At 38.5% G+C, this 12,567-nt stretch carries 11 protein-coding genes; 3 read left to right on the forward strand and 8 right to left on the reverse strand.

The window, feature by feature from the left end:
* Positions 1 to 150: 150 nt before the first annotated feature.
* From O3603_RS11315 to O3603_RS11340, 6 genes are all read right to left on the reverse strand, one after another.
* Entirely contained in the window at positions 151 to 1,608 is a 1,458-nt protein-coding gene (locus O3603_RS11315; RefSeq protein WP_371522906.1) for an RNA-binding domain-containing protein, read from the reverse strand.
* Between the two features lie 117 nt (positions 1,609 to 1,725).
* The gene (locus O3603_RS11320; protein ID WP_371522908.1) at positions 1,726 to 2,208 is read right to left on the reverse strand and encodes a hypothetical protein; all 483 of its coding nucleotides are present in this window, start codon (positions 2,206 to 2,208) and stop codon (positions 1,726 to 1,728) included.
* A 15-nt stretch (positions 2,209 to 2,223) separates the two neighbouring features.
* Positions 2,224 to 3,051, reverse strand: coding sequence for a GIY-YIG nuclease family protein (locus O3603_RS11325; protein ID WP_023983915.1), 828 nt, complete (start codon positions 3,049 to 3,051; stop codon positions 2,224 to 2,226).
* Between the two features lie 24 nt (positions 3,052 to 3,075).
* Positions 3,076 to 4,680, reverse strand: a complete 1,605-nt coding sequence (locus O3603_RS11330; RefSeq protein ID WP_371522910.1) for an AAA family ATPase — start codon at positions 4,678 to 4,680, stop codon at positions 3,076 to 3,078.
* A gap of 92 nt (positions 4,681 to 4,772) precedes the next feature.
* The gene (locus tag O3603_RS11335) at positions 4,773 to 4,976 is read right to left on the reverse strand and encodes a helix-turn-helix transcriptional regulator (RefSeq protein ID WP_004354390.1); all 204 of its coding nucleotides are present in this window, start codon (positions 4,974 to 4,976) and stop codon (positions 4,773 to 4,775) included.
* A 116-nt stretch (positions 4,977 to 5,092) separates the two neighbouring features.
* Entirely contained in the window at positions 5,093 to 6,316 is a 1,224-nt protein-coding gene (locus O3603_RS11340) for a tyrosine-type recombinase/integrase (RefSeq protein ID WP_371522912.1), read from the reverse strand.
* Between the two features lie 362 nt (positions 6,317 to 6,678).
* Here O3603_RS11340 and O3603_RS11345 point away from each other — a divergent pair, with 362 nt between their 5' ends.
* From O3603_RS11345 to O3603_RS11355, 3 genes are all read left to right on the forward strand, one after another.
* Positions 6,679 to 7,473 (forward strand): hypothetical protein, encoded by a 795-nt coding sequence (locus O3603_RS11345; RefSeq protein WP_371522914.1) that lies wholly within the window; start codon positions 6,679 to 6,681, stop codon positions 7,471 to 7,473.
* A gap of 310 nt (positions 7,474 to 7,783) precedes the next feature.
* On the forward strand, positions 7,784 to 8,872 hold the full coding sequence (locus O3603_RS11350) for an ankyrin repeat domain-containing protein (RefSeq protein ID WP_371522915.1): 1,089 nt from the start codon (positions 7,784 to 7,786) through the stop codon (positions 8,870 to 8,872).
* 120 nt (positions 8,873 to 8,992) lie between these two features.
* Positions 8,993 to 9,850, forward strand: a complete 858-nt coding sequence (locus O3603_RS11355) for an enoyl-ACP reductase (RefSeq protein WP_273540462.1) — start codon at positions 8,993 to 8,995, stop codon at positions 9,848 to 9,850.
* A gap of 321 nt (positions 9,851 to 10,171) precedes the next feature.
* On the opposite strand, the gene O3603_RS11360 is transcribed toward O3603_RS11355, so the two are convergent.
* Together O3603_RS11360 and O3603_RS11365 are read right to left on the reverse strand one after the other, a co-directional pair.
* The gene (locus O3603_RS11360) at positions 10,172 to 10,645 is read right to left on the reverse strand and encodes an HU family DNA-binding protein (RefSeq protein ID WP_371522917.1); all 474 of its coding nucleotides are present in this window, start codon (positions 10,643 to 10,645) and stop codon (positions 10,172 to 10,174) included.
* 223 nt (positions 10,646 to 10,868) lie between these two features.
* The gene (locus O3603_RS11365) at positions 10,869 to 12,446 is read right to left on the reverse strand and encodes a hypothetical protein (protein ID WP_371522919.1); all 1,578 of its coding nucleotides are present in this window, start codon (positions 12,444 to 12,446) and stop codon (positions 10,869 to 10,871) included.
* Positions 12,447 to 12,567 lie beyond the last annotated feature (121 nt).

The following is a 12,567-nucleotide window of genomic DNA, read 5'->3' on the forward strand; positions in this document are numbered from 1 at the left end:
AAGATTATCAAACTAATCAAGGAGAAAGCCGATGGTTACGATATGGATTTGAAGCAAAAGGCAGATAGCTTGATGCAAAAGAAATAGAAAAATCCTATATGAAGCAAGCCCAACCTAAGTTCTCGTTTGGTTGGGCTTGTGCGCTGCATATTAGTCTATGATTTCCCAAAAGCCGCCTTTATTGGGACCGACACGGCGAAGGTATTTATCACGCATAGCTTCTATGTTACGAGATATAGAATTTTCACTGATTCCCACATGTTTGGAAAGTTCCGATTTAGAAATATATGGGTTCTCTATTATTAGCTTGATGATAGAAATACGATTTTCTGTTAATTTTTCATTGAGAGCCACCGCTTTTTCTATCACCTTCTCTATCACCTCTTGATGAGTTTTTATCACCTTTTCTGTCACGTTGACATCCTTTTCTATCACCCTTTCTGTCACCTTCGGCACTGTAATCTTCAGAATAAAATCATCAAGATGGAAAGATAGATGTGGTGTACCATTAGCTTCCAACTCCCTGCATACACGATCCACACCCTCTCCAAACTCTTTTACATAGTCGTATGCTTTTAAGAATTGAGCAATTTTCGGATTGCGTGAGAAGTGTGTATGTCGAATGTTAGAGGGCTTAACCGTTCCTGGCAATCTGCCCGGTGATTCAAATACCAAGCGATTATCAAACATCTTAATTTGGATTTCCGTACCCTTTATATTATAGGCACGGTGGCAACAAGCATTAACTACCATTTCTTGTATCACAAACTTTGGGTAATCTCTATGGGTTACGAATTGTCCATGTTCCCCAAGGAACGTATGCTCCTCTACTTGGGTTTCAAGATAAGCTATCGTTGCTTTCACTTGATCAAGTATAGTTCCTTCAAAGGTTACGTCCTTAATCACGTTCATTTCTGTGCCCACTCTCTCTTCTGTACCTTTATAACGGATAAAGCGAGTGCGCCCACGAGGAAAGAACTTTTGAGGATATTTACCAAACAACAGAATACAAGCCACACTAACTTGCTCCTCTCCCTTTGCATTGGTTGTTATGAAGCTATTATTCTCATGTAGATATTGCTTGGCCGACTTGGTATAACCAATCAATTCTGTATATCTTTCGACAGCAGCCATATCAATGTCATTAATCGTAGCGTCATACACTGCCGTATCTTCGTAATAGCGCTCTCCCTTATCGTACATCAACTGTATGCGCTCTTCAAAAGACAGTTTTCTGCTTTTATCTCCAACACGCATAAAAGCTTCATCTGCCTGATTAGCATGTAACTCAGAACTTGCAGGGATATACATTAACAATATATGATTGTCATTTCCATCCTTATCAGTACAAGGGACCAAATCGGTGGTAATGGGCACAGAAGGATTACAGAAATCTAAAGGTACACGAAGTAACTCATTCAGCTTTTCCGTATGCTGGTCAACTCCTTCTATCTTCCGAGTCTTATCAGATACACCAATGGCGATAATACCACCATCTGCATTGGCAAATGCTACAATGGGTACAGCCAAAGCTTTCGGATCAATTTGAATGCTTTTGCAATCAAAAGTCTGGTCTTCCTTGCGAGTTGTTATTTCTTGTATGGTCATATTATTCGATTGTTAGATGCTTTAAGAAATAATTTTAGTAGATTATACTAAACGAGAAATGAAATTTTGATAAAGATCTATTATATATCATTATATTATGGTACTTTTACAGATTCTCTACAGTTCTAAGTTATTTAATTTCATATATTTAAATTTTTGTACTTCCGTCTTATCCTGCATTATATTTAACAAAATTTTATCTCTATTTATCTTTGTTTCTCCACACATATCTTTCCTTGCCAATAACATAACATCCAAGAAACTATCAACTTGTTTATAGATATTCTCTTCAGTAAGAGAACTTAAATAACTATTTAATGCAAAAACAACCTCGTCTGTCCCATGCATAATCAACTCCTTTTTTGCTTCAAGAAGTCTATTACGCATTTCTCTATTATTAACAGTCTTGTTATCCTTCGCATTTTTAAACATATCATAAAAGAAATCATAAAGTTTCTCATAAGCAGAGTATCTTTTTTCAGATAATTGCCCCTCCATGATTTTTATTCTTTCTGTTTTACGATGAAGTAAAGCACCTAAGTAGGCACACAGCAAAGTAACTACTATACTTATAAAACCTAATATAACATTCACGTCCATTCCGATAGTTTTATATTACTCTAATTGTTTTCTATACACAGAATCTAAAGTGTTTCCATCTTTATCTTTCCAAACAAGCCAACCATTATTACTACTCCCTATACAGAAATCAGCAGCAGTACTCGGGCTATTAAAAGTTGTATCTGAACTCAATTCTAATTTCCCTTTAGAAGAGTGCGTATATTCGCTCAACATCTTTTCACGTTTATTTTTCCATTTAAAGGAAGGAGAAGAAGAACTCACTATCGTGCTTCCTTTCAGCACAGTAAAGCCTTTACTATGATAAAAACCTTTTGCATCACAACCACGTCCCTTTGTAAAGAAAAGATGTTCTTCTTTTGGTTTGGCAATATCAAATATACCACAACCAATGAAAGATGTGAGAAATTTTACATCCTCGAAAAATTCGTCCATATCATCCTTACGATATTCCGGAAGATTAGGTGCTTTAGGCGTTTGCTTATTTTCATTTAATACGAAAGAATTTGAAACTTTCGCTTCCGCTATCGCTTTATGCTCTAAGTATTGCACATCGGCTTTAGTCATTGCTGCATCTTTAGAAATAAAAAGCAAGGCTTTTTGCCAAAAAGCTTTTTTGCTCTCATGGTCTCTCACTCGTTCACGAAAGTTTTCAGTCTCTCCAATATATGCTTTCGGTTTCGTCTCTTCGTCTTCACCCAATAGAATGTAAAAAGCTGGTGTCTGTAACTCGTATCGCTCATTCAAGATTGAAAGATGTGAGCGAGGAATTACATACATTTGACAAATCTTATTACTGATAAAAACATACTGTGTTCCTTTCGGATCAGCATCTAATAAATATGTTGTTACAGTTTTTCCCATAGAAATAATTAAAAAAATAATTTGTTAAGCAAAAATATTACTTTCTAATTCCGAATATATTTTAGTATCCTGTGTTATCAGAGGGGACATTGTAAATTTTAGAAAAGAAGCAGTGTCATTTCCACATTGAGTAAGTGATAATATACGCTTAAGATCCGTATATATTTGTCCACTTGCTGATTTTATATCATCTTTGGGGTTTCCACGGCTAATACTTCGATCAATCTCTGTCTTTTTAGCAGTTAAACATTCTTCTATTTTATCTCTTTTTCCCTGCACTATACATAATTTAGTTATTATTTCATCATCAAGAAGATAACATTCAATATGGCGCTTGGCTAATACCTTAATACCTCTATCGTGAAGGCTGCTTACTTCTTCTTCACTCTTGTCATCGCGGTCTACTAACTTTATTATATTTGAATGTTCTAGAACACGAGAAATAATCTGCATGCTAATATTGCTTTCATCTTCAATCTCAGAACACGAACCAATAGAAACAAAAGACGTCCCAGGATATTTTGCAGAAAAGATTTTAGTATAGATATCGGCATCAAAATTTTTGCGAGAAGCTCCATTTACAGAACCTTCACAAAACACAACTCTTTCTGGAGCAATTAACTTTGAAAAATCTCCAAATGCTAGTTCTAAAAACTTATTCCAAATAGTAGAGTCTATAGTTGAAGGTTTTATTATCACTGGTACATCAAAATCTATATCCGTGAAATTAAGGAAACATACAGTGTTAGGGTGTTGCTCTTCAATCTTCTTTGCTTCCTTCAGCATACCGATAGAGTGAGTTGTAAGCCAAAGTTGCCCGTTATCAGGAACCAAATTATACATTTCAGCTATTAGCTTGGATTGCAAAGCTGTATGCATATGAGTTTCAGGTTCATCTATGCAATAAATTGTATTATTTAAATAAACAGACTTGATAATCATATCCAAAAGTAAATCAAAGGCTGATTTTTCTCCTGCCGATAGATTTCTATAATGGAAGTTTTCTGACTCCCCCTTTGTGAAATAAAAGCAACCATTTACTAATGGGTCACCTATGCTGGATAGTCTTAAATCATCAAAAACGTGACTTAAAGAAGTCTGTATTTTACCAATTAGCTCTTCCCTTAAATCTTTGACAGATTTATCATTATTTTGATTGTCAAAAAGACTTGATAAAGTACTAGAAATTAATCTTTGATAATTTTCAGATACGACTGTATCCGTTTGCATTAAAGAATTATATTTAGTAACTTCTTTAGGGTCATTTTGCCTTGAAAGACTAGATGTTGTAAAATCTGGTTCATTTCTATGTGCAGTTCTAAAATAAAAACGACCATGGATTTCATTACTACTATTAAGATTTGTGTCATAGGTAGAAAGAGTAACTAAATCTCGAAACCAGCTACTGCCTGCTTCGTTTTTATTTGCGACTTTTATATAATAGTCTTTTTCCCAATGAGTATTGAACCCATAATATCTATACCAATAGTAAAGACCTTCAAAAACGGAAGTCTTCCCACAGCCGTTAGGACCTACAAGTATAACAAGTTTTGCAGTTTCAGGTAGTTCCGTAATTGTTAAATCTGTAAAACGCTTAAATTTATTTAGTTTTATTTCCTTAATCTTCATATATTCCTAAAAAAATAAAATTTTATAATAAAATGACAACTAACATATAGAGTTAACGTGGATATCCATAGATGTAATAATATTTGGCAGTTCTATTTTATCCACAACAAATCATCAACTCTCACTCCCAATATCTTTGCCAACTGGATGAACATTTCAACATTGGGCTGAGCAACATTTGTAACCCACTTTGATATAACGGCAGGGTCTTTGTCAAGGATTTCTGCCAGTTGTTTATTTGTCATACCTTTTTCGGCAAGTACCACCTTTAGGCGATTGATTTTCTTCCGTTCCATGCTTATGTAACTTGATTACGCTATAAAGTTATTCATTATTTCTTAAAGCACATGCTTTTTCAAGCAAAAAACTGTCTTATTCAATCAAAAAAATGTTTTTCAATTCATTTTTCATCTTAAATGTTCAATTCTGGCAAACTATTGATTGCCTCCGACTTCAACTTATCCACCGCCCGAGTGTATTTCTCGGTATGTTTCAATCCGCTATGCCCCAATAGGCTGGCAACGGTCTTGATGTTGGCACCATTATTCAGAATATTCACAGCAAAACTGTGGCGAGCACAATGCCAACTAATGTGTTTATTGATACCTGCACGCTTTATCCATCGTTTCACAGATTTGCTGCAACTCTCATACGAGGGGAGGTTGAAGATAGAAGAATTTAAATCTTCAGGAGCTTCGCCAATTAAAGAGAGTAAGCCGTCATTGAGAGGAATAATAACACCACTATGTGCAGAATGTCCTTTGGTCTTATTCTGTTCAAACTTCAGTAGGCGATTGGTATAATCTACATTCTTATAGGTAAGGTCTTTTACATCACAGAAGCGCAGACCACAATACAGACAAAGGATAAAGGCTCGCCTGACATTGGGATTTTCATTATCATAATGGCATTGAATCAGTGATTGAATCTCATCCATTGACAACACATCTTTGCGTAAAATCTGCTCATCCACCTTGCACACTACTCCCTTGCAGGGATCTTTCTGCATCACTTCATGGTCTATGGCATAGCGCACAACCTTCTTGAAACGTTGGTAGATACTCTTTGCCCCTTCACCCACACTTCTTGATTGTAGGTATTCAACAAAGTGTTCCATCATATCTTTGGTTATCAAGTCGGGCTTGATACTGAACTCATAAACAGGGTATTGCTCTTTCAGAAAATCCTTAAAACGATTCAAGGCTATCTTTATCATTCGCTGGTCTTTCTTCGTATAACTGTCTATGTACGCCTGATAATAGTCTAAGAAGTTGACATTTCTGTCTTTCTTCAGGCGATAACCAAGCATACTCTCTTTAAACTGTTGTTCCCGCTCTGCACGAATTTTGGTAGCCAGTTCAAGCGTTTCCTTGTTTTGTTGTCGCTCCACAGGAGTACGGGGCTTGGCTATCAAATACAACTGCAAATTCTCTTTTCGCCTATTATGCTTGATGTGCACTTTGGGTTTGCCTGCCATCTTTCCTGTTTCATACAAAACAGAATCACCATTTTTATCCAACACAGGCGTTTCTTCTCTACCAAGATAATACTCAAGATAAAGACTTATCCGACCATCAGATAGCACATTTTGCTCCAATTTCGGGTTTTCTTTTGCTTTATTTTCTAATTTTGCCATAATTGATAGTTATGTACCTGAATGAGTATCAAACCGAGTAAAATTATTAACTCGTTTATTTTCAGATGTTTTCTTATTTTGCAAAGATACTAAAAAGTTCCAAATATCAAAGTGTACTAAAAGTGTACTATCTAACGAAAAATAGGCAAAGATGGGCAAAATTTCCAAATATAAGAAAATTGCAAATAACTGATTATCAATATAATATATTCTTTTGATTTCTCTTATTTTCACGGCATTGTACCGGGTCTGGGTACAAAAGATAGCTTGATAGTCTCTTGATTATCAAGCTTTTTTTATATACCTTTGTGTCCATTAGGTGTGTGTTAACCATGGTTTCCTTCAGTTCAAAGGGTTAAGAGATGGTGAAAGAGATATTTTTAAGAGTGGTTAAGTTGGTAGGAATGCTTATTATAATGGTGTTCTTGCTGTGGAAAGTGATGGTATGGCTGGGTGTAGAAGACTGGGGAGAATTGATACAGATGGTGTTGATAGCTCTTATTATATTGTTCTCGTCGTTGACAAATGCCGAGCGGGAGTTTACAAAGATTGTGCGATCATTGGATAAGGAGGTGACAGATAAGAAGCTAGTCTACCATAGTTTCTTGCGGAATCGGGTACATTATGTTTGCTCATTAGTTGATTTTATGAATACTTGGCAATTTAGTCCAGTGATGGTTTGGAGTGTTTGTTTGTCATTACCTGAAGCCACGGCAAGGGATTTGTGTGCGACTATCATTGAGCGATTAGAGGATTATCTTCACCATGAGTTGGGGTCTAGAGACTCTAAGCTGACTTTCAATCCACATGCAAAGTATTTTTATTTACACATTAGTTTGATAATGTCCACTGGTAATGCAAGGTCTTATCTTCCTAAGGTGCAGGCTTTCATGGAACACATGGTAGATGAATATGAACTATCGAAAGTCCGGCAATTTATCCATGGAGAGAGTAATGGTGTAAACTATTACTTGCGTTATGAGGCGGGGAATGTCACAGATTCGTTCTGTATAGATAAGGGTGTCGTTTGTGATTTGGAAGACTATGATTTCCTCTTATTGTACTCTGATAATGAAGAAGATAGCAAGCAACAAGAAGCAACAGAAGTACTGATTAGTGAGCAAGAATATGAAGAAAAGAAGCAAACTGGCATATAGTTTCTCGATACCTTTTGCTTATCTAATTAATAAGGTATGTGCATGTCTTCAGCAAGAGAGCCTTAGCACCAGTGGAGCGGAGGCTTAGCTCATAGGAAGGAAAGCCTTTCTTGAAGGTAAAGAGAGGCTTAGTTCTTATTCAATCGTTTTGAGGTTTGCAATCACACTATCATTTTCTTTGTCATTCTAAATGCTCTTCCCTCACAATATAGGCTATATTTTAAGATTGACAGCAACCTTTTCCCAACGTTTATAGTATAGATATACAGCAGAAAATAGTATCTTTGTCGCAGATAATTCATATCGTTTTATGGAAAAAAGTATCGTTGACAAAAACCTTCCTCTATGGCTAAGAGTCCTATCTTGGGCATTCCTTTTGCCCGTTCTGTTGGCTCCGTTAGTATTCTATGGGTCTATCTTCTTATTTGACAATCCGCCAAGTGAATTGGAGGCTCTCGGTATCTTCTTCCTCATTAATTCCTATTCTTTGTGGCTCATAGGCGTTGTTAAGTTGAGTGGTGCTCTGTATCGACGTTATCATAAAGCGTATATCTCGATTCTTCCTCACGTCCTTTTCACATTGATTATCAGCTTATTAATAACCTGGATAAGTCTTCGTCCTGTTGATCCTTCTACATTGGATGAGTATGATTATAGGATATTCCGCAATACACCTGTTGCCGAACTTGCCACTGCGGTGCAGGCTAATGATACGATGGAGATCAATCGTATCTTATCCACTCAACCAACACTTGTGAATTATCAGGACACTATCTATGGTCAAAGTCTGTTGATGTTTGCTTGCATGGATGGTCATTTAGCTACTGTAAGAACCTTATTGCGCCATGGTGCCAACCCTAACCTCTATGAATGGTTAGAAGGTAAAACGGCATTGATAAGCCTTTGCAATAAGGAGAATCCCACTGAAGAGCAACTCAAGATAGCAGAGGAATTACTGCGTCATGAGGCTATGGTGAAGCCAATGCGTGTTCAGTTGAAAGAGTATCAACGGATATTTTCTCCCGATGCAGGCGACACGACCTGCGTTGAACCATTGAGTACGGCTGCTTCATGGAGCACTATTCCTATGGTAAAGCTATTGTTGAATTATGGTGCAGATGTAAATTATCAAGGTCAATACACGATAGATGACGTTGCTTACAACAACCCTCCAGCTGTTGCTCTAGCGATGATAAGCGAGCATTATCCCATCGTTGTCTGTCTTTTGGAACATGGTGCTAACCCGCATTTAACGTTCTATCAAAATAAAGAAACACTGCTATCTCTGGTCGAGAAGAAGCTGAAAGAAGCCGATCTTCCCCCTTACGATAAAGCTCAGATAGAGCAGATTAAGCGCATGATTACGGCATACGACCGAGGACATAAACACCATTATTAATGTTATGTAACCACTTGATTTGTCTTATCTATATAGTACGAATGACGTTATTTATCTATAAACTCTTGGCAAATCGACCTTTTCTTTTTACCTTTACACCAAATTTGAACAACGAAGAATATGAGTTACAACTTATTAAAAGGTAAACGAGGTATTATTTTTGGAGCCCTCAATGACAAGTCAATTGCATGGAAAGTAGCTGAAAGAGCAGTAGAAGAAGGTGCAACAATTACCCTTTCTAACACTCCTGTCGCTGTGAGAATGGGTACGGTGAGCGCTCTTTCTGAGAAGTTAAATTGCGAGGTTATTCCTGCAGATGCTACTAATGTAGAAGACTTGGAGAACGTGTTTAAACGTTCAATGGAGATACTTGGCGGTAAGATTGACTTCGTACTCCATTCAATCGGTATGTCTCCTAACGTTCGTAAGCACCGCACTTATGATGATTTGGATTATAAGTTGCTTGATACAACACTTGACATTTCTGCTGTATCATTCCATAAGATGATTCAAAGTGCTAAGAAGCTTGATGCTATCAGTGAGTATGGTTCAATCGTTGCATTGAGTTATGTAGCTGCTCAGCGTACGTTCTATGGTTACAATGACATGGCTGATGCAAAGGCTTTACTTGAGAGTATAGCTCGTAGCTTCGGCTATATTTATGGTCGTGAGCACCATGTTCGTATCAATACCATATCGCAGTCACCAACCATGACAACCGCTGGTTCTGGTGTAAAGGGTATGGATAAACTCTTCGACTTTGCCGATCGCATGTCTCCATTGGGCAATGCTAGTGCGGATGAATGTGCCGACTATTGTATCGTAATGTTCTCTGATCTCACCCGTAAGGTTACGATGCAGAACCTCTATCACGATGGTGGCTTCTCTAATGTTGGTATGAGTCTTCGTGCCATGGCAACCTATGAGAAGGGTCTTGATGAGTACAAGGACGAGAACGGCAACATTATCTACGGATAAAAGCCTCCCCCAACCCCTCCGAAAGGAGGGGAGTGCCTAACGGAAGCTAGTTAGGAGTAAGTTGATGAAATTTGAGGATATTTGAAGTAAACCCATACAGAGAAGACCATTTCAATACTCATTTTCGAGTAAAGAAATGGTCTTCTCTTTGCTGCCTCCTCAAGCCCCTCTTAAGAGGGGATGTGCCTAACGGGATGCCATGTAAGGGAGAACAAGGCGGACAGACGAGGGCGTCTGTCCCTACTTTGTGGTATTTCACCTGCCTATCCTAACTAGCTTCCGTTAGGCACTCCTCCCCTTTCGGGAGAGTTGGAGGGGGCTTTATCCTGCCACTGGTCCACCCTCTTCTTTATTCTCTTTTTCTTTCGGCTCGGGAGCGGGGGTGAGGCTCTTTTTCTCCTCTTTCCACTCCTCCCAGTGAATAGAATCAGAAACCAACGAACGAGTGGCAACCTTATTGCTCTGTGTGCGCGAAGTCTCTGGGATGAAGCGGACACGGACATTCTTAATCTGCTTTGCCGTCACCTCTTCTGGCTTCGCGATGCCCTTATCAGCGTTGATGGTGTAGTAAAACGTGCCTACACCCTCCAACTTCACCGTGCGACCTTCAGCCATAAAGGATGCCATCACTTCGCCTAAATCTTTCAATACAGCATACGTGTCACCACGACTCACGGTCGAAATCAATGCCAAGCGGTCAGCCACTTGGTCGGTTGTTACGGGCTTCCCAACGGTAATCGCTTCTGGATACCAGAGCCCTGTTAGCTTCTTCTTTACTTTCTTAAAAAATGCCATAATCTCAATGTTTTAAAGTTAGTAAATATAATATGTAAATTATTTTCTTATTCGAGCCACCCTCGGTATGGGACTGAGGGTACCTAAGTATCATACTTAGGGTACCTGAGTATCATACTTAGACCCCCTAAGTATCATACTTTGGTACCCTATTTACAAAGCCTTGATTATCAGGTACTTACAAAGGACCTATTTTTACCCCTTTTTGTCATATTTTTTCGCATTAATTATCCCCGAAATCCGAAAACTTCTGCGCTTTACTTCCACTATCGCGGCTGCCTGCACCTACGTAAACAGCCCCGTTGTTAAAGTACAGGGCATATGCGTCACCGCTATGGCCAACACCTGGAATAGTACTAGACGTCCAATAGTAGCCAAAGGTACCAATGTTAATCAGTTTTCCCATAAGGTAGTACCCTGTGACGGGTAAGTAGAAGTAATTTCCAGCATCAGCTGCAGAAGGAATACCTCCGCTGGTAATGCTACTGCTGGTGTTGGAATACTCCTTATGTGTTATTCGTAAGTCTGTTATATTATCTGCGGACTTTTCGGTATTATAGTTCCCCTCTGCTTGCAATACGGATTTCTTCTTAAACCACATACCACCTCTATATAAATGCCCCATAGTAGCCCAAAGTTTATCACCATCCCAACGTGGATCACCGTACATGCAGTACCAAGACATTTCGTTAGCATTGGGAATATTATTAAACGAGGTGTTGGTAGCAGGAACACTTATACCAGAACCAAGGATTGTTGTATTATAGTAGCGAGAAGTACCACTTTGAGGAAAGTCACTGTTATCATTGTTATTAAGCTTTGGCTGGCTGCTGCTATGACCTGCCCAATATTGATCCTGAGCATCCCACATATAATAATTATCACTAGGGTATACTGTTATTTGCAAATCAGCTCTAACTGGGCTATTCTTTCCAGCATCAAATGTTACAGAAGGATAGGTCTTCTTGACTGTTTCTGTAACGTTGGTTACAGCATCGCGGAGGGTGTACTCTATCGTTACGTTGTTGTAAGTGCCAGGGTTTAAAACCATTGTTGCACCATTGGTTGTATAAGAATAGGCACTAGGAAGTGTGAAATCATTTACATTTAGTTCTACACTGTTAGAAGTGGTTGTACCATTACTCAACGTTCCATTATCTGCCAAGTCGAATGTACCTGCGAGCTGATCGGAAGTGTTGTTTGTGTAGATGCGTATCTTTTGAATCTTAGCTCCTGAGATAACTCCGTTTGCATTGTAAGGCATAAAGGTTACATACGCTGCCTTGTGATTTAAAGTGAAGGTATATTTTCCGCTACCTGTTGCATCAGCTACACCGAAGTCGCCATCGTCTGCAATGTGGGCAGCATCGTTAGGAGTACTCTGTGTCTGTGAAGCCTTAATGGTTACCTTGTCTTGTACGCCATTCTTACCAGTATATCGCACCTTGTAAGTACCATTAGAATATGTTCCATTAACCCAGAACTTCGCCTTGGCTGTTGTTGTACTACCAGGAACTGCTGCAATACGAGAGGCAATATCATCTTCTGAACTTTGGTGATAAGTATTGTTGTCATCTTTTACCCAAATCTTATCGTTTGCAGTCCAATAGAAATCAAGTCCGCTGCCTGTGTAAGTGGCAGATGTGCGAGTAGCTGGTTCCGTTTCTGATGAGAACACGGTTCCTGTCTTAGGTGTGTCCTTGCCTGCTGTCTTATCTGTGGCTGTATCATCGCTGGCACAACTGCCAAGGGCAAGTGCAGTCAACAAGAGTGTGCCGAAATAAATACTTTTCTTAGTCATTATTATTCTGTTTTAATTTGTTTGTTACTTGGATGGAAAGCTATTGTTTATTCTTCCCATTCTACTTCTTCGTTCTCGTCTTCATTCTCAAAGAAAGAATGTGCTTTTGCGTTTAAGCCCC

The sequence above is a fragment of the Prevotella sp. 20925_1_30 genome (assembly GCF_041433025.1).
Lineage (GTDB): Bacteria > Bacteroidota > Bacteroidia > Bacteroidales > Bacteroidaceae > Prevotella > Prevotella vespertina.